Annotated in this window: 15 protein-coding genes; 7 read left to right on the top strand and 8 right to left on the bottom strand. The window is 52.4% G+C overall.

What is annotated here, in order from left to right:
* Positions 1 to 8 precede the first annotated feature (8 nt).
* From ACN06F_RS10440 to ACN06F_RS10455, 4 genes are all read left to right on the top strand, one after another.
* The gene (locus ACN06F_RS10440) at positions 9 to 914 is read left to right on the top strand and encodes a hydroxymethylglutaryl-CoA lyase (RefSeq protein WP_433923875.1); all 906 of its coding nucleotides are present in this window, start codon (positions 9 to 11) and stop codon (positions 912 to 914) included.
* Positions 915 to 980: 66 nt separating this feature from the next.
* A complete protein-coding gene (locus ACN06F_RS10445; RefSeq protein WP_433923876.1) occupies positions 981 to 2,684 on the top strand; it encodes an AMP-binding protein in 1,704 nt (567 codons plus the stop codon).
* A gap of 61 nt (positions 2,685 to 2,745) precedes the next feature.
* Complete coding sequence (locus ACN06F_RS10450; protein ID WP_433923877.1) at positions 2,746 to 3,570, top strand: class I SAM-dependent methyltransferase; 825 nt, start codon at positions 2,746 to 2,748, stop codon at positions 3,568 to 3,570.
* Positions 3,571 to 3,614: 44 nt separating this feature from the next.
* Positions 3,615 to 4,184 (top strand): hypothetical protein, encoded by a 570-nt coding sequence (locus ACN06F_RS10455; RefSeq protein ID WP_095603111.1) that lies wholly within the window; start codon positions 3,615 to 3,617, stop codon positions 4,182 to 4,184.
* Here ACN06F_RS10455 and ACN06F_RS10460 read toward each other — a convergent pair.
* Positions 4,181 to 6,079 carry a monovalent cation:proton antiporter-2 (CPA2) family protein gene (locus tag ACN06F_RS10460; protein ID WP_198349098.1) on the bottom strand — a complete coding sequence of 633 codons (1,899 nt, stop codon included), beginning with the start codon at positions 6,077 to 6,079 and terminating at the stop codon, positions 4,181 to 4,183. The two genes, ACN06F_RS10455 and ACN06F_RS10460, sit on opposite strands and share 4 nt — an antisense overlap.
* 118 nt (positions 6,080 to 6,197) lie before the next feature.
* On the opposite strand from ACN06F_RS10460, the gene ACN06F_RS10465 reads away from it, so the two are divergent.
* Genes ACN06F_RS10465 through ACN06F_RS10475 form a run of 3 tightly spaced genes read left to right on the top strand, consistent with a single transcriptional unit; the run spans position 6,198 to position 8,574 of the window.
* Positions 6,198 to 6,491: a Trp family transcriptional regulator gene (locus tag ACN06F_RS10465; protein WP_038485152.1), complete on the top strand. Its 294-nt coding sequence runs from the start codon at positions 6,198 to 6,200 to the stop codon at positions 6,489 to 6,491.
* 2 nt (positions 6,492 to 6,493) lie between these two features.
* Positions 6,494 to 7,918, top strand: coding sequence for an anthranilate synthase component I family protein (locus ACN06F_RS10470; protein WP_038485155.1), 1,425 nt, complete (start codon positions 6,494 to 6,496; stop codon positions 7,916 to 7,918).
* Entirely contained in the window at positions 7,915 to 8,574 is a 660-nt protein-coding gene (locus ACN06F_RS10475) for an anthranilate synthase component II (RefSeq protein WP_433923878.1), read from the top strand. The genes ACN06F_RS10470 and ACN06F_RS10475 overlap by 4 nt, the downstream gene beginning before the upstream one ends.
* Positions 8,575 to 8,650: 76 nt before the next feature.
* On the opposite strand, the gene rluF is transcribed toward ACN06F_RS10475, so the two are convergent.
* The 7 genes from rluF to cysM all read right to left on the bottom strand — a co-directional run bounded on the left by rluF (position 8,651) and on the right by cysM (position 18,641).
* Positions 8,651 to 9,715 (bottom strand): 23S rRNA pseudouridine(2604) synthase RluF, encoded by a 1,065-nt coding sequence (gene rluF, locus ACN06F_RS10480; protein WP_253485467.1) that lies wholly within the window; start codon positions 9,713 to 9,715, stop codon positions 8,651 to 8,653.
* A gap of 68 nt (positions 9,716 to 9,783) precedes the next feature.
* Positions 9,784 to 10,329: a DUF924 family protein gene (locus ACN06F_RS10485; RefSeq protein WP_198349269.1), complete on the bottom strand. Its 546-nt coding sequence runs from the start codon at positions 10,327 to 10,329 to the stop codon at positions 9,784 to 9,786.
* Positions 10,330 to 10,395: 66 nt separating this feature from the next.
* Positions 10,396 to 13,044, bottom strand: coding sequence for a phosphoenolpyruvate carboxylase (ppc, locus tag ACN06F_RS10490; RefSeq protein WP_038485165.1), 2,649 nt, complete (start codon positions 13,042 to 13,044; stop codon positions 10,396 to 10,398).
* A gap of 47 nt (positions 13,045 to 13,091) precedes the next feature.
* The gene (mazG, locus tag ACN06F_RS10495; protein WP_038485168.1) at positions 13,092 to 13,931 is read right to left on the bottom strand and encodes a nucleoside triphosphate pyrophosphohydrolase; all 840 of its coding nucleotides are present in this window, start codon (positions 13,929 to 13,931) and stop codon (positions 13,092 to 13,094) included.
* Positions 13,931 to 16,207, bottom strand: coding sequence for a GTP diphosphokinase (relA, locus tag ACN06F_RS10500; protein ID WP_198349102.1), 2,277 nt, complete (start codon positions 16,205 to 16,207; stop codon positions 13,931 to 13,933). Before relA ends, mazG begins: the two co-directional genes overlap by 1 nt.
* 70 nt (positions 16,208 to 16,277) lie before the next feature.
* On the bottom strand, positions 16,278 to 17,744 hold the full coding sequence (locus ACN06F_RS10505) for a 23S rRNA (uracil(1939)-C(5))-methyltransferase (protein ID WP_038485171.1): 1,467 nt from the start codon (positions 17,742 to 17,744) through the stop codon (positions 16,278 to 16,280).
* Positions 17,745 to 18,641: a cysteine synthase CysM gene (cysM, locus tag ACN06F_RS10510; protein WP_089037860.1), complete on the bottom strand. Its 897-nt coding sequence runs from the start codon at positions 18,639 to 18,641 to the stop codon at positions 17,745 to 17,747. It abuts the gene before it with no gap.
* Positions 18,642 to 18,700: the final 59 nt, after the last annotated feature.

Consider the following 18,700-nt stretch of genomic DNA (forward strand, 5'->3'; position numbering starts at 1 on the left):
GCTAACCGATGGCACTGCCTACATCTATTAAACTGTTTGAAATGGCCCCCCGCGATGGCCTGCAAAACGAACCGGGCACCCTAGTGCCCACCGCCACCAAAATCGAACTAATCGAACGGCTGGCGAATGCTGGCCTTACCCATATTGAGGCCGCCAGCTTTGTCTCGCCAAAATGGGTACCACAAATGGGCGATGCCAGCGAGGTAATGCGCGGTATTGCCCGCAAACCCGGTGTGGTTTATTCGGCGTTAACGCCTAATCTGAAAGGCCTGGAAGGAGCACTGGCAGCTGGCGTTGAAGAAGTAGCGGTATTTGGTGCAGCCTCTGAGGCGTTTTCTCAGAAAAACATCAACTGCTCGATTGCTGAGTCGCTGACACGCTTTGAGCCAGTGCTTGCGCGCGCCAACGAAGCAGGTGTGCGGGTGCGTGGCTATGTGTCCTGCGTGCTGGGCTGCCCCTATGAAGGGGATATTTCACCGCAAAAAGTTGCCGAGGTAGCCAGCGCACTTTATGAGATGGGCTGCTATGAAATCTCTCTGGGTGACACCATCGGTGTCGGCACGCCGCTAGCCGCTAAGCGGATGATTGAGGCTGCCCGTCAGCAGGTGCCCATCGAGCATTTAGCGGCCCATTTCCATGACACCTATGGCATGGCGCTAGCTAACTTATATGCCGTAATGGAAGAAGGCGTGAGCGTGATTGACGCAGCGACTGCAGGGCTTGGTGGCTGCCCTTATGCCAAAGGTGCATCCGGCAATGTGGCCACGGAAGACGTACTTTACCTGCTAGAGGGGCTGGGCATTAACACCGGCATAGACCTCCAGGCAGTGATTGATACAGGCGTCTGGATCACTCAGCAGCTTGGTCGCAAGCCCAGTTCTAAAGTCGCGTTGGCCAAAAGTACGGTTAGCTAATAATAAATATAGAAGCCAACTGCTTTCTTCCCGTTGAGACAAAAAAAACAGTTCGGAGAGACACCCATGGCATCACCTGCACACACCCTACCTAGCTACACCAGCAGCACCGCAGATAAGCCGCTGCTGGGCATGACCATTGGCGATAAATTTGATCAAATCGCCGCACAGTATCCCGACAACGACGCGCTAATCGCCCTTCATCAGAACATTCATTGGAGCTACCGCCAGCTTCAGGAAGAAGTTAACCGTTGCGCACGTGCGTTGCTGGCCATTGGCGTAAAAAAAAGCGACCGGGTTGCCATCTGGGCACCAAACTGCTGCGAATGGACCCTAACCCAGTTTGCCACCGCCAAGATTGGCGCGATTTTAGTCAACATTAACCCCTCTTATCGTACTCATGAGCTGGACTACGCGCTTAATCAATCCGGTGCGCGCTTTTTAGTCACTGCCAATCAATTCAAAAGCTCTGATTACACCGCCATGCTGTTTGAGCTCGCGCCTGAACTAAACAGCAGCGCAGAGGGTCAGCTAAAATCACAAAAGCTGCCTGATCTTGAGTGCATCATTAATCTGAGTACTGAAAAACATAGTGGCATGTGGCGCTGGGAAGACTTCATTAACGAAGCCAACAAGGTCAGCCAGACGGATGTTGATGACCTGCAGGCCACGCTACAGTTTGATGACCCGATCAATATTCAGTACACCTCGGGCACAACGGGCTTTCCGAAAGGCGCGACGCTCTCTCACCACAACATCCTCAACAATGGCTTCTTTGTTGCCGAAAGCATGGGCTTTACCAGCGAAGACCGCTTGATCATCCCCGTACCGCTCTACCACTGCTTCGGCATGGTGATGGGTAACCTGGGCTGCATGACCCATGGCGCGGCGATGATTTATCCGGATGAAGGGTTCGACCCCGGTAAAGTGCTAAAAGCGGTACACGAACAAAAAGCCACCGCGCTTTACGGCGTACCCACTATGTTCATCGCCGAACTAGAGCACCCCGACTTTGCCACTACTGATTTTTCCACGCTGCGCACCGGCATTATGGCGGGTTCTATTTGTCCTGCTGAAATCATGAAGCAGGTCATCGAAAAGATGAACATGAAAGGCGTACAGATCGCCTACGGCATGACAGAAACCAGCCCGGTTTCCACCCAAACCGGCGCTAACGACACCATTGATAAGCGCGTTTCCACCGTTGGCCGCACCCAACCCCACCTGGAAAGCAAGATCGTCGATCCTGGCAACGGCGGCATTCTGCCCCGTGGTGAAATTGGCGAGTTATGCACCCGTGGCTACAGTGTGATGCTAAAGTACTGGAACAATGACAAAGCCACGGCTGAAGCCATTGATGAAGCCGGTTGGATGCATACGGGCGATCTTGCCACGATGGACGAGGAAGGCTACATCCAGATCGTTGGCCGCATTAAAGACATGGTGATTCGCGGCGGTGAGAATGTATACCCTAAAGAGATCGAGGAGTTTTTATACGCCCACCCTGCGATTTCAGAAGTACAGGTCACCGGTGTTCCGGATAAGAAGTATGGCGAAGAGTTAATTGCTTGGGTGAAACTCAACAGCAGCGCAGGAGAAGTCACTGGAGAAGACCTGCGCGAGTACTGCAAAGGCAAAATCACTCACTTTAAGATTCCTCGCTACTTTAAATTTGTTGATGAGTTCCCGATGACGGTAACCGGTAAAATTCAGAAATTTAAAATGCGCGAAATTTCTATCCAAGAGCTTGGGCTTGAGGATCAAAAATAACCCTTTAATTAACGCCGGCCCGTGGTCGGCGTTAATTTTTGTAAGGTATTGAGACACCAACATGTCCACTCAACAGCAGCTAGCAGAGCATTACCACCAAGGGTTACGCGATGACGCTATCCTTAGACAAATTCACACCCATTACCCCGATGGCCCAACGCTTCACCAACTTGCCCCGCTAGACCAGCTACATATCGGTGGTATTGCCGCCTCTAAAAAGCTGCTTAACCTACTTGATCCTTCACAACATACAAAGGTGCTTGATATAGGCTCAGGCTTAGGCGGATTAATGCGTCAAGGGGCAGCGCTAGGTTTTCAACTTACCGGTTTAGATATCACCCACCGCTTTAACGTACTTAATCAGGCACTGACTAACTTATCGGCTTCTCCGGCAAATTCGTCACTTAGCTGGGTTACCGGAGATGCCTGTGAATTACCCTTTCCGGAGAACACATTTGATGCCGTGCTATTTCAGCACAGCCTAATGAACATGCCCGACCCCGCCCGCGTTATTGCCGAAAGCCGACGTGTGCTCCGCCCAGGCGGCAAGCTTGTCATGCATGAAGTCGTTAGTGGTAAAAACTTTGCCGAATTACGCTACCCGGTTCCTTGGGCAGCATCGCCAGAGCATTCACACTTACTTTCGATGACTGAACTGACTGACTTGCTGGCAGCAAACGGCTTTCAGCTCCAGCACAGTGAAGATTGGAGCAGCACTGCGCTTGAGTGGCGTCAGCGGCAGCGACAAAAAGAGCAAACGAATACCGTCGCCGTGCTTTCTCCGCAATGGGTATTTGGCGAGCGCTTTTTGAAAATGGGTAAAAATCTGCTAGCAAACTTATCAAATAACGCAATTAATGTGGTAGAAATCAGCGCCCGTTGCTAGGCTGATTAAGATAACTTCCTTAGTCAGGGACACGAGGAACGCCAATGAAACGCTTGGCAAGCACCCTGTTTTGTAGTTTTGCTGGTTCCATGCTGCCATTTATGGGCTGTTTAGCCAGCGGCGGAGATACCGACCTCGCCTATGCGTCTCCGAACAGCGAGTTTATGGCCCTGCGCAACGGTGTCGTTTTAGAAGGCAGTGACTTAAGCAGCCTCGATAGCTACACAACAGGTTTCCGCTTTTCGGCCGGCTTTAGCCCATGGCAATTACCACAGTTGGATATTGGTGCTGAAATTGCCTACCGCGAAAGTGAAGAAGTTCCCATCACCTCCAGTGCTGACCCCCTCATCATGGATACTCTCAGCTTAGGCGGAGCGATCGTCGCAGGCGTGCGAATGGGCGCCTTCAGCGTTTACGCTAAGTCTGGCCTCACCGAGTGGCGTGGCGAAACCGATCAACCACTGGCCGACGACGGCGGCACCGCCTTCCTGCAAGGCTTTGGTGCCACCATGACCATCAATCGCTTAGTGAGCCGCGTAGAGTACGAACGCATCGATGCCCCGACCCTCAGCCACCTCAATATGTTAAGCGCTTCCCTGCACCTGCCGTTTTAGCGGTTTTCTTCGGATGCCTGTTCAGGCGACGTCCATACGGGTTCTTCAGCTTGATTTGACTCATCCCAACCGTGCCGCATTGACCTACTCAGCGCCTCTTCCAGCTTCATAAACAGTTCGCCGTAACGCGGGCTAAAGCTAATACCCTCCTCAATCTCTTTCCAGGCTTCAAACAGCTCATCTTCATGAGCATTTTCGTGTTGCTCAAACGAGTCGATCATCTGCTTGGCACGCATAGGATGCACACCCATAGCCGTTAACGTATGGCCGCCTAGCTCCAGCGCAGAGTGATAAACCTCTCTGGTTATATCGTCAGCCCCTGCTTCGCGAAGCTGATACCCATGGCCACGGTCAAATGCACGCGCCAATACCCAAACGTTGGGATAGTAATGCTTGACGTGCTTCACCATATCAACAGCACGATCGCGATCATCAATCGCCACTACCATCACTCGCGCATGCGCAATACCCGCGGTTTCTAGAAGATCTGAGCGACTAGCATCGCCAAAGTAGCTTTTAATCCGAATATGGCGGAGGAGTTCAATTTGCTCAATTTCGAGATCCAAAGCCACGATGGGAATGTTATTGGCGCGCAACAAGCGACATACAACCTGCCCAAAACGACCGACACCGGCGATAATCACCGGCGCTTGCTCTTCGATCTTATCGGCATCGCGCGTATCATTTTTAGCTGTTTGGTAGCGCGGCAACACTAAGCGGTCGTAGGCAATAAACAATAGCGGCGTCGCAAACATGGAAAACGCGACAACAAGCGAAAGTAATTGCGATACATCAACAGGAATAACGTTGCTCTGCACGCTGTAAGTTAACAGCACAAATCCGAATTCCCCCGCCTGAGCAAGGCTTAACGTAAACAACCAGCCATTGCTATCGCGGACCCGGAACAACATGGCTAGCCCGAACAGGATAATGCCCTTTACAACAATAACACCAAGCACTAATACCAGCACAGCTGGCCACTGTGACGTGAGTACCTGAAAGTCGATACCAGCCCCAACCGTGATAAAAAACAGACCGAGCAAAAGCCCTTTAAACGGTTCGATGTTGGCCTCGATTTCGTGCTTGAATTCGCTGTTAGCGAGTACGATACCGGCTAAAAACGCGCCAAGCGCTGGAGACAAATTGACAACCCCCATCAGCGCAGCGATGCCAATGACCAGCATTAAAGCGGCAGCTGTAAATACCTCTCTCAAGCCAGAGGAAACCACATAGCGAAACAGTACTGGCCCAAGGTAATGCCCACTAATAATTACGATCCCGATAGCCCCAACCACCACCAGCCCGTGGAGCCATGCTGGCATACCCTCGACAAGGCTAAGGCTGCTATGTTCAGCATAACTACCACCTTCTCCCATTAGTTCAGGGAGCGCCAATAGTGGGATCAACGCCAACATCAGGATCACCGCGATGTCTTGAAATAGCAGCACCGAAAACGCGCTACGCCCGCCTTCAGTTTTCGTGAGTCCTTTTTCGTTTAGGGTTTGTAGCACAATCGCCGTTGAGGAAAGCGCGAAAATCAAACCGATGGCCAAGGATGTTTGCCAAGCAAGTCCCAGCCACCAAGCAACAGCGGTACCTGCAGCGGCTGTTATCAGCACCTGTAAACCACCCATCCCTATCAGGCTTACCCGCATGGCCCACAACCCTTTTGGGTCGAGCTCCATACCGACTAAAAACAGCATCATCACCACACCAAACTCGGCGAAGTGCTGAATCGTGGTGGTTTCCTGGCCGACTAATCCCAGCATTGGGCCTATCACCACCCCAGCTACCAAATAACCGAGCACCGAACCAAGTCCAAACCGCTTGGCAAGGGGGACAGCGATTACCGCTGCAATGAGATAGATAAACGCTTGAATAAAATAGTCGGTCATCGGGCTTCCTCAAATTAACACGAATGGCTTGACTTCATTGCGTAATAGGATACCGTACTAGTACGCTAGTACAGCAACTTATTTCCTTAATTTTGTGGCAATACGGTGAACTCACTTTATGTCATTTGATGATGACCATCAGGCTGATTTAGTACGCTATTTACTTGCCATTGATTCGCCAGAAGCAATGGACGAGGCACTCGCCAGCTTGTTAACGCCCGCAGAGTACCAAGAAATCTGCAAACGCCTACAGATTTTTAAGCTTTTGCGTGAAGGAGTCCCCCACCGCAAAATCGCTGAAATCCTGGGCGTCGGTATTGCCACGGTATCCCGCGGTTCGCGCGCTTTAACCACATTACCCTCTTCAACGTTACCTTCATCACTACCGTCACCCACTTCACGGACCGATTAATCATGACGACGACTACGCCTGCTTCATCAGGCCCGCAGCCTTTTACGCTGTCGCGCAAGCCTCACTACGTCACCCTGGCGGCGGACTGTGACTTTTTTGCTCTGTTTCAAAAAATTGAACGCCAATTTGATACCTGCTATATGTTGGAATCACTAGGCGAAGATAGCCATATGGCGCGCCACTCGATTATTGGCTTTGATCCTGAGTACACGCTTTACGCCAATGGCGGCACATTAACTATTGAAGATCGTGACGGTAATGCAAACCACTATCCAAGCGATAACCCTTATGAGTTGCTACGCAGCTTGATTCCGCAGAATATTATTTCTCGTAAGTATGCAGGCGGACTAAGTGGTTATCTTGGTTATGACGCTATGCAATACTTTGAGCCTTCGTTATCGTTGAAAGCTAGCGACGATTTCGACACGTTTCGATTTGGCCTTTATAAAGATGGTTTGATCCTTGACAAAATGACCGGGGAAGTGACCTATTTTTATTACGACAACAGTCGCTACGAGTTTCTGCAAACCTTGATCGACGCTGAAGATATCCCTCCAGGCTCATTACACATCACTGCGCTGGGCGACACCATGAGCCGCGAAGAGCACGCCGAAGCGGTGGCCAAGGTGAAGCAGGACATCATCGACGGTAAGGTTTTCCAGTGCGAAGTCGGCTTTAAAAAGCGCTTTAGCATTAAAGGCGATACGCTAGCGCTCTACGATCAGTTGCGCACCATTAACCCATCGCCACAGATGTACTACGTGAAATTCGGCGAGCAAAAGCTGATTGGCGCAAGCCCCGAGCTTCTGTTCAGGCTCCGCCAGGGCGAGATGGAGACCTTCCCGCTGGCAGGCACTACCACTCGTGGCAAAACCCCGCAAGAAGACACGCAGTTAGCCCGCGCGCTACTCAACGACCCCAAAGAGATTGCCGAGCATAATATGATTGTGGATTTGCATCGCAATGATATTGGCCGGGTGGCGCAATTTGGCACGGTGAAAGTACGAAGCCTGATGGACATCAAACGCTTTAGCCACGTGCAGCATATCTCCAGTGAAATTGTTGGCATTATTGCCGAGGGCGAAGATATGTTTACATCCCTTGCCAGCAACTTCCCTGCGGGTACGCTGACGGGCGCGCCAAAAATCGAAGCAATGAAAATCATTGATGATTTAGAAATTGACGGTCGTGGCCCTTATGGCGGCGCGGTTGGCCAATTCTCTTTTAATGGCGACTGCACCTTCGCGATTCCCATTCGTACGGTCTTTGTAAACGGTGAAAGCGCTTACGTGCAAACCTGTGGCGGCAACGTGTTTGATAGCAACGCCGAGGATGAATACGAAGAAATTCGCCGCAAATTTGCTGGCACCCGTAAAGCCCTTGCCCCTTTTATGAGCGCGGATATGGACATGGAGAGCCAAGCATGAAGGTGCTAATTATCGATAACTACGACTCCTTCACCTATAACCTGTATCAGTTTATTGGTGAGATTTTAACCACGCAGAAGAACCGCGGCGAGCTGCCCCATTTCGAGATTATTGTTAAGCGCAACAACCAAATCGACTTAAAAACGATAGAAGCCATGGCGCCTGATCGGATTATAATCTCTCCTGGTCCAGGCTCGCCGGATGATCCGCGTTACTTTGGCGTCTGTGCCGACGTTATCGAGAAACTCGGCAAAACCACACCATTGTTGGGCGTTTGCCTGGGCATGCAGGGCATTGTTCACGTTTTTGGCGGCAAGGTGGTAAAAGCGCCTTTACCGATGCACGGCAAAATCAGTCCGATCAACCACAACAATCGCTCGGTATTTAATGGCGTACCCGACCAGCTTGAGGTGATGCGCTATCACTCATTGATTGCCGACGCGTTCACCCTGCCCGACTGCCTGGAAGTGACCGCAACAGTGGGCGCGCTAGGTGCTGAAAAATTTGAGCAACGCAGCCACTGGCAAACAGTGGGTGAGTTTGAATTGATGGGCGTTAAGCACCGTGATTACCCCATTCACGGCATTCAGTTTCACCCCGAATCGTTTGCCACAGAAGGTGGCAAAGAACTAATTGCTAACTTCTTATTTGCCTGATCCATCAGCTTGTAGGTATGCAATAGGTTAGGCGCTAAAGGCGGGCACCCAGGGCTGCCCGCCTTTCTATTTTTACCTAACGCTTCCCTTTCGCCCGACCAACACGGCCTTTACCAACTGGCTTAGCCCCGGCCTTACCTTTTACGCTAGGCTTACCCGCGCCAGCAGCTTTGGCCTTAGGGTGTGGCTTACCCGATGCACTAGCCTTCGGGCCAATACGCGCTTTTCCGCTGGCAGCTTTTTTGCCCTTAGGTGGCGGTTTGCTGCCAACCGCTTTAGCTCCTGGCCTAGCCGGCTTCTGGTGCCCCTGTTTCTGCCTCCCCTGTTTCTGCTTCCCCTTGGTGGCTGTTTTTTTAGGTTTGTTAGAGCCTGCCCCCGAATTGTAATCAGGCCGTGCCGTCTGGCTCTTGTCAGGAACTGCCTCAGAGCGTTCTGTCAGCGCGACAATCGTATCAATCTCTTTAGGGGTTAAATCCCGCCAATCACCTAGAGCCAAACCTTGCAGGGAAACATTCATTATTCGTGTGCGAACAAGCTGGGTGACCTCGTAGCCAAAGTACTCGCACATACGGCGAATCTGGCGGTTCAACCCTTGCACCAGCGTAATAGTGAACACAAACGTCGACGACTTGGTCACTTTACACTTTTTAGTCACCTGCCCAAGGATCGGTACCCCCTTCTGCATGCCTGCTACAAACTCATCGGTAATCGGCTTATTGACCGTAACCACATACTCTTTTTCATGATTATTATTAGCGCGCAGGATTTTATTAACCAGGTCGCCATTATTGGTTAGAAAGATCAGCCCCTGTGAGTCTTTATCGAGACGCCCGATGGGAAAGATGCGCGTGCCATGTTTCACGAATTCAACAATATTATCTTTTTCGCTGGATTCGGTGGTACTGACAATCCCCACTGGCTTATTCAGCGCAATAAGCACCAAATCCTCTTCTTCCTGAGGCTCTATCTCCTGACCGTTGACCTTAACCCGATCACCCGGCACCACTTGATCGCCTGTCGTTGCCCGACGCCCATTAATCCAAACGTTGCCTTGTTCAACATAGCGGTCAGCCTCTCGGCGAGAACACAAACCGCTTTCGCTGATGTATTTATTGATGCGGGTAGATTTTCGTAACGACATAAAACGCCATAGGCAAAAGTGTGGTGAAGTGGTTAAGCAAAATTCAAAAGCTAATGTTAAAAGCCTAACTAGAAGCCGGACCCAGGTTGTTTAAGAAACTCTATTTCGGCTGGCGTAGATACCCGGCCCAACACTTCGTTGCGGTGGGGATAACGACCAAAGCGGTCAATGATCGCTTTGTGGCGAATCTCGAAATCCAAGTTATTCTCTAATCCAGGTTGATCAAACAGCTGCATTGCCACCTCATGAATAGCGGCAGACTCACTGTGCATATAAGGCATGTATAAAAAACTACGCTCGACGGGAGCCAGTTCGTTATCCGCTGCTAAAGCAACCGCTTCCTGTGCAAGCGCTAAAGCTAACGCGTCACTGGCGAAGGCTTGCGGGTGGTCACGGTAGATATTTCGAGAAAACTGGTCCAACACAATAATTTCAGCCAGCCTTCCTCGAGCAGTACTGCGCCACTCATAACATTCACAGGCAGCCGCTTTGGTCAGCAGTGGGCCGAAACGCTGGGTAATCTGCTGATCCATCGACGTATCTTTTTTAAACCACTGCGCTGGCGTTAATTCATTAAACCAAAACGACAGTACTGACTGAGCATCCTTTATCATCACGCCCCCAATTCCTAATAAGGTGATGACGACGCCGCCACACGTAGTGGCGGCGTACTGTTATTTTTAACCCGTATTGCGTAAACCTGCTGCAATACCTGCCATGGTCACCATGAGCGCACGAGAGAGATCGGCACTAATGGCACCATCGGCGTCCCGATTACGCTGTAGAAGCTCCGCTTGCAAGCCATGAAGCGGGTCGATGTAAGGGTTGCGCACATCAATTGCTTGGCGAATAAGCGGGGTGTTTTCAAGCAGCTTCTCTTGCTGAAGGATATCCAGCACGACGTTTTCAAGCCGCTCAAAACGCTCACGTAGCTTCTTACCCAATGCTTTCAGCGAAGGCTCGTCGACTAGGCGATGCTCATAGTAAGCTGCAATCGCTACGTCCGCTTTGGCCAACAGCATTTCCAACATATCGAGATAGGTGCCAAAGAAAGGCCACTGACTGCGCATTTCTTGCAGCACTTCCCGGCCGCCTGGTTGCTCCAGGCGTCGCGAGAACGCCTCACCGCTGCCCAGCCAAGCAGGTAACATCAAGCGAATCTGTGTCCAAGCAAAAATCCACGGAATCGCGCGTAAGGTTTCCACGCCACCATCCTGGCGACGCTTGGTTGGCCGAGAGCCGAGCGGCAGCCTACCCAGCGCCCCTTCTGGCGTGACAGCACGGAAATACGGGACAAAATCAGGGTCTTCACGCACTACGCCCACATAGGCGGCATGGGCTACTTTCGCCAGTTGGTCCATCTCTTCACGCCACTGAGGCTCCGGTGCGGGCGGTGGCAAGAGCGTCGCTTCCATGACCGCACAGGCGTAAATTTCCATAGAGCGCAGCGCGATATCTGGCTGACCAAACTTAAAGCGAATCATCTCACCTTGCTCGGTCACCCGTAGGCTGCCATTCACTGAACCTGGCGGCTGGGAGAGAATCGCCGCATGCGCGGGACCTCCACCGCGCCCAACGGTACCGCCACGGCCATGGAAGAGCGTCAAATCTACGCCATGCTTGTCACATACATCGACTAACGACTCTTGGGCACGGTACTGTGCCCAGGCAGCAGCAAGCTGTCCGGCGTCTTTAGCAGAGTCTGAATAGCCAATCATGACTTCTTGACGGTCTTTCGCCAGGGCACGGTAACCGGGAAGCGCCAGCAATTGGTCAATGACATCGCCCGCATGGTCAAGGTCGTTCAGGGTTTCAAACAGCGGTGCGATGGGTAGCGTGACTTGGCCACCCACCTCTTTCATCAATAACGCAACGGTTAATACGTCCGAAGGCTCGGCAGCCATGGAGATAATATAAGTACCCAACGCTTCAGCATGCTCTTGAGCAATCACTTTGAAGGTATCGAGCACTTCGCGGGATTCTGCCGAGCACTCCCAACGGCGTGGGATCAGCGGCCGGCTTGATTCAAGCTCTGCGAGCAGGAACTCTTGGCGCTGTGCTTCGTTCCAGTCCTGGTAGTGCCCCAAGCCCAACGCACTGGTGAGTTCTTCCATTACCTGGGCATGGCGACTGGCCTCCTGGCGCAAGTCAAGTTTGGTCAGCGTGACACCGAACACTGCCACGCGGCGCAAGGTATCAAGCAGCGCACCGTTTGCAATGGTATCCAGCCCGACATCACACAGCGAGCGGTAACATGCCAGCAGCGGTGCGTAGAGCTGGTCGCGGGTTTCAATAATTGGCCCGCCGTCATAGTTGCGGCCATCCAGCTCTGCTTTTGCCCAGTCGCGTGTGGCTTCCATTTTATTCAGCAGACGCTTGAGCAGCTCGCGGTAAGGCTCAGCAACTTCTCCCACCTCTGCCTTCAGGGCGCTGTTGGCTTTCCACATGGAAAGCTCGGTTTTCAGCTGCTCAAGATCGCGCAAATAGAGATCGGCGGCCATCCAGCGGCCCAATAACAGCACCTCTCGCGTCACCCGCGCGGTGACATTTGGATTGCCATCTCGGTCACCGCCCATCCAGGAAGCGTAGCGAATAGGCGCGGCATCTAGCGGCAAACGCTCTCCGGCAGTATCGAGTAATAAATTATCCAAATCGCGATGGAAGTCTGGCACTGCCTGCCATAAGGAGTTTTCGATAACCGCGAAACCCCATTTGGCCTCATCAACAGGGGTTGGCCGCTCATGACGAATCTCATCGGTATGCCACGCTTGACTGATCAACTCTTCCAGGCGCCCCTGGGCGCGAGTGCCACGCTCTGGATAGTCCTCAGAGCTTTCAATCGCGGTCAGGCACTCGTCGATAGCATCATATTTCTGAATCAACGTGCGGCGGATAACTTCTGTGGGGTGGGCAGTCAGCACGAGTTCAACGCGCATACTGGCCAGGGTTTCTACTAATTTACGGGGCGAATTACCCGCCTGCTGTGCACGGCTTAGCAGTTCACCAAGCACTGGCTGGGTACCAGGCTTGTAGTCTTCCACCCGGCGAAAGCGCGCCCGGTAGTGCTGTTCAGCAATGTTGGCAAGGTTCAAAAACTGGTTAAACGCGCGCGTCACTGGCAGCAGGTCGCGTTCGGGCAACTGGCGCAGATACTCAATAAGCTCACGCTGCTGCAATGAATCGCCCTGCCGTCCCCGCTTGGCATGGGCACGAATCGTTTCAATTTTATCAACAAATGACTGGCCTAAATCATCGGCAATCGTACGGCCCAGGCTATCACCGAGAATACGCACGTTATCACGTAGCGATTCGTGTAGGTCGTGACTCATTGGCATGGCCTCCTTACGGGGTCGCATTAGTTGTTAAAAGCTAGTTGTTAAGGGGTAAGCGTTTTTTCTTGTGCTTTAGCGGCTTGCCAGTGTGTTTCCATTTCATCCAGCGAGGCGTCGGTTAGCGAACGCGCAGCGGCGGCAAGCTCGCGCTCTACGTAGCGAAAGCGGCGCTCAAATTTGGTATTTGTGGTACGCAAGCACTGTTCGGGGTCAGCACCCAATGTGCGCGCTAAATTAGTCACTGCAAACAACAAATCGCCGACTTCTTCTTGAGCGTGCTGTTGGTTACCCTCGGCAAGGGCTTCTTCAACTTCAGCCAGCTCTTCACGGATTTTGTCCAGTACACCGCTGGCATCCGGCCAGTCGAACCCGACCCTGGCGGCACGCTTCGAGAGTTTAGCGGCACGGCTAAGCGCAGGTAGCGTGCGCGGAACATCGTCAAGTACAGAGGGCGTGCTTTGCTGTGAACGCTCAGCACGCTCACCGGCCTTAAGCGCTTCCCAACGTGAATTAACGTGCTGGGTTTGTACGTCCTCGGCACTCACTCCGGGTGGACGCCGTGACGCTAGCGTGCCATCAGGAAATACATGCGGATGACGTCGCAGCATCTTTGCGGTCAATGTATCGACGATGTCGTGAAAGTCGAAGCGCTGCTCTTCAGCACCAAACTGGGCGTAATAGACTACTTGGAACAGCAGGTCACCCAACTCGCCGGGCAATTCATCAAAAGCGCGCCGCTCAATAGCGTCAGCAACTTCGTAAGCTTCTTCCAGCGTATGGGGCACGATGCTGTCCCAATCTTGCTTAATATCCCAAGGACACCCCTGTTCCGCATTGCGAAGTACCGACATCAATGTCAGCAGATCCTCTACGCTATAACGCATCAGGCGCCTCCTTTACGGACGTTTTTCTCTGGGTCGGCATTACGTAGACGACGTACTTCCGTCACGTTGGGCAACTGCTGGATACGAGAAAACAAACGGCCTAACGATTCAAGACCGTCGACTTCCAGCGTGATGCGCAGTCGCGCAATCCCCTCGTCAGTATCTGTCAGCGTATTAACAGCTAATACATTAACCTTCTCGTTGCCTAGTAGCCCTGTCACGTCGCGTAGTAAGCCGGAGCGATCCCAGGCTTGAATTTCAATAGTGACGGGGTAACGGGTGTGGGCACGTTCGCCCCACTCTACTTCGATAATGCGCTGGGGCTCTTCCATGCGCAATTGAAGGATGTTGCTGCAATCTTGGCGATGGACGGTGACGCCGCGACCTTGGGTAATAAAGCCAACAATCGGTTCGCCTGGCACTGGCCGACAGCAATTCGCCATGCTGGTTTTTAAGTTACCGACCCCCAGCACGGTGATGTCGCTTTTGGTCGCTTTGCTTGGCTGGCGGCGTGGCTTCGCCAGCAACCGATCCAACTGCTCTTGGTCGTCCGTTTCACCAAACAACTGCTGGGCTTGATGAAGCACTTGGCCGATGCGCAGGTCGCCCGCACCAAGCGCCGCATACATATCGTCGGCGTTTTGGTAGTTAACAGCACCAGCAAGCTTAGCAAGGTCAAGCCCTTCAACATCCAAGCGGCGCATCTCACGCTCGAACAGCGCCCGCCCTTCGTCTAGGTTCTGGTCTCGTGCTTGGTACTTAAACCATGCCTGAATCTTCGCCCGCGCGCGTGAGGTGCGCACATAGCCCAAACTGGGGTTTAACCAGTCGCGGCTGGGGCCGCCTTTGGTGGCCGTTAAAATCTCGACCTGCTGGCCGGTTTTTAACTTATAGGTAAGCGGTACTATCCGGCCGTTAATCTTGGCACCACGGCAGCGGTGACCAATTTCGGTATGCACGCGATAGGCGAAGTCGATGGGTGTGGCAATACGCGGCAGGTCAATGACATGACCATCGGGAGTGAACACATAGATGCGGTCTGGCGCAACGTCGCTGGAAAGACCTTCACGCAGGTCGCCAAAGCCACCCACTTCATCCTGCCACTCAAGCACTTGGCGCAACCAGGCAATCTTTTCTTCATAGCTACGGCTTTTGGCGTTGGTATCATGCCCTTTATATCGCCAGTGTGCGCACACGCCTAATTCTGCTTCGTCATGCATAGCAAAGGTGCGAATCTGGATTTCCAACACCTTATTTTCTGGCCCCATCACCGCGGTATGCAGTGACTGGTAACCGTTTTTCTTCGGGTTGGCGATATAGTCATCAAACTCGTTGGGTACATGGTGCCAACGCGAGTGAACAATTCCGAGTACGGTATAACAATCGGCCACATCAGGTACCAGAATGCGCACTGCGCGCACATCGTGCACCTGGGAAAAATCAATCCGTTTGCGCTTCATTTTGCGCCAGATTGAGTAAATGTGCTTGGCTCGCCCATCGACGTCATAGTGGTGAATATTCTGGGCTTCCATCAAGCTCTTGATGGTTTCCACCACGTCATGAATATAGCGATCACGATCTAAGCGCTTTTCAGCCAGCAGCTTAGCAATCGCTTTGTACTCATCTTCATGCAGATAGCGAAACGATAGGTCTTCAAGTTCCCACTTGATTTGTCCTATCCCAAGTCGATGAGCAAGCGGCGCATAAATATCAGCCACTTCACGTGCGACTTGTAAGCACTTTTCACGGGGCGCATCTTTTACTTGGCGCAAGGCGCAGGTGCGTTCAGCAATTTTGATCAATGCAACGCGTACATCTCCAACCATGTTAACCAGCATTTTGCGCAGATTTTCCTGCTGATTATGCTGGCCCATACCATGGTTGGGCGCTAGTGGGTAGCTAATGGCCGCCATTTGTAAAACGCCATCAATCAGCTTAGCGACCTCTTCGCCAAACCGTTTGGTAACGGCGTCTATACTCAGCAGCCCTTCGCGAACCGCGCGATACAGCACGGCAGCCTCAAGGGTTGCTTGATCAAGCTTGAGCTCGGCCAGAATGTCGGCCATTTCCAGCCCCATTCGAAAACTTGAACCTGGCGAGAGCCACACACGGTGGGTTTGCGGCGCCTCTCGCTCCAACTGTTCAGCAAGCGCGCACGCTTGCAATAGTCGTTCGGGTTCACGTAGGCGCACATCCTCTTGAAGGCGCGCTAACCACTGCTGTATGTCCACCTTTCCGCTTTCGGTAAGCGGCTGGTCTTCACGCACTTTCACCATGACAATCATTCATCCTTTCAGGGTGACGGCTAGCCACTTTCCGTCACCGAGGCTTGATGCAATGGGCAGGCTAGCCCTCGTATTCAAATAGCATCAGCGTTTCCAGGTGAGCAGTGTGTAAAAACATATCGGCCACTGCTACTTGCTTGACGCGATAACCTGCATGCACAAGATGTGCCGCATCGCGAGCAAGCGTTGCCGGGTCACAAGAAATATAGGCCACCCGGGGTACATTGTAACTACCTAATACTTGGCAAGCTGCTTCTGCGCCGCTGCGCGGCGGATCCAGCACAATCGCATCAATTTGCTGATGCTCGCTCAATAGCATTTGCACCTTTTTGGCGTCACTTAAGTCTGCTTGCTGGGCATGCACATCCAGTAGATTAGCATCAGCGTTAGCGGTAATTCGCTCCACCATCGCTGGATTGCCCTCTACAGCAAGCACCTTTGCTCCTGCGGCGGCTAACGGCAAACTGAAGTTACCAATCCCTGCAAAGAGATCTACGAGCTGTTGCCCCGGCGCTGGCTTTAACCATGCTACCACCTGGGCTACCATCTTTTGGTTAACCTCAGCATTTACCTGTAAAAAGTCACCTGGTGAAAAACGTAACGTCACTAGGCTGGATGCTTTATCACCCGACAAACAGTGTTCACTTGTGGGTGAACTCGCTCTTTGAATTCCGAGTTCATCAAGATTAAGCACTTCTTGTAGAACGGGTGTAGCGCCTCCGTGTGCACCATTCCAGTGCAAAACAGGTGTTTCCCGCCCTAACCAAGTGCCGAGCGAGACCTGCTGCTGTTCCGCAAACTGCTGCCAGCGAGCTCTATCTTGATCATGGGCTTTTAACTGACGCACTAGCACGACTGTCGCCTCATCGGTCGCCAGTAATTCGACATGGCCAACGAGACGGGGCGAGGCTAATGTTGCCAGCAGTTGCCGTAACGGAAGAATCAATTTGTTCAGCGCTGGCACCAGCACATGGCACTGCTCAATATCAACTAATCGGTGGCTGTTGGGTGCTCGAAACCCCAGTAGAACATTCCCCTGACCATCTACCCTAACCCCCAAACGGGCGCGACGTCGGTAGTGCTCGCTACTACCATCTAACGCAGCAATAGGACCTAGCGTAAGGCCCTGACGCGCCATTAGCTCGGTGACAACGTCGCGCTTATGCTGGCGTTGTGCAGTAAGATTAAGATGCTGTAAATCACAGCCTCCGCACTGCCCAAAGTAAGCACAGGGAGGCTCAACCCGCTGTTCTGAAGAGGTGAGCCGATTTTTTATATGCGCTTCGTCATACCGCTTGCGCGTCACGTGTATCGCTACATCGACATGCTCACCGGGAAGCGCTTGATCAATAAAGACTGTTTTTCCCTCGACATTATGCGCCACACCACGACCATCATGAGCTAAACGCTCAACCACCAGCGTTGTCGAGATATCATCTTTTGACTCAGTTTTACGGCTTGGTTGGCGAACTAGCCCTGAGTGTCCCGAGGCGGGGCGAGATGGCCGCCGCTTACCCAGCATGGCCATCTATAACTCCGGGGCAAATAAGCCTGTGGAAAGGTAGCGATCGCCTCGGTCACAAACGATGAAGACAATGACCGCGTTCTCAGTTTGTTCTGCGATACGCAATGCTCCAGCCAAACTGCCACCTGACGACACCCCGGCAAAAATACCTTCTTCACGAGCCAAGCGGCGCATGTGGGCTTCTGCTTCTTGCTGAGCGATATCAAGGGTAATATCGACCCTTGGTGCTTCAAAAATCGACGGCAAGTACTCTTTTGGCCAACGACGAATCCCCGGGATGCTCGCACCATCCGCCGGTTGCAAACCGACAATTTGGATCGCTGGGTTTTGTTCCTTAAGATAACGAGACACTCCCATGATGGTGCCCGTGGTCCCCATTGAACTGACAAAATGCGTCACTTCACCGCCGGTTTGCTGCCACACTTCGGGCCCCGTTGTGCGATAGTGCGCAAGCGGGTTATCTGGATTGGCAAATTGGTTTAGCGGTTTACCTTCGCCTCTTGCAATCATCGCATCGGCAATATCTCGCGCCTCTTCCATCCCGCCTTCTTTGCTCGCTGACACCAATGTGGCGCCGTAAGCCGCCATCGCCTGCTTACGCTCTTCAGAAGCGTTTTCAGGCATGATTAGCGTCATTTTGTAACCTTTGATAGCCGCGGCCATGGCCAACGCAATACCCGTATTACCCGAGGTTGCTTCCACCAGCGTATCGCCTGGAACAATATCGCCCCGCGCTTCAGCTTCACTTAACATAGAGAGTGCTGGGCGATCTTTCACCGAACCAGCAGGGTTATTACCTTCTAGCTTGGCTAGAAGCGTGTTATTACGACCAGCCGTTATGCGCTTTAAACGAACCAGTGGCGTATTGCCAACCACATCTTCGAGCGTCGGATAATTCATCGTACATTCCTTATCATCACCATTATGCTGCATTATATCGGTGCTGCCGTTAGCTTGAC

This window comes from Vreelandella sp. 21, from assembly GCF_050995515.1.
GTDB classification, from domain to species: domain Bacteria; phylum Pseudomonadota; class Gammaproteobacteria; order Pseudomonadales; family Halomonadaceae; genus Vreelandella; species Vreelandella alkaliphila.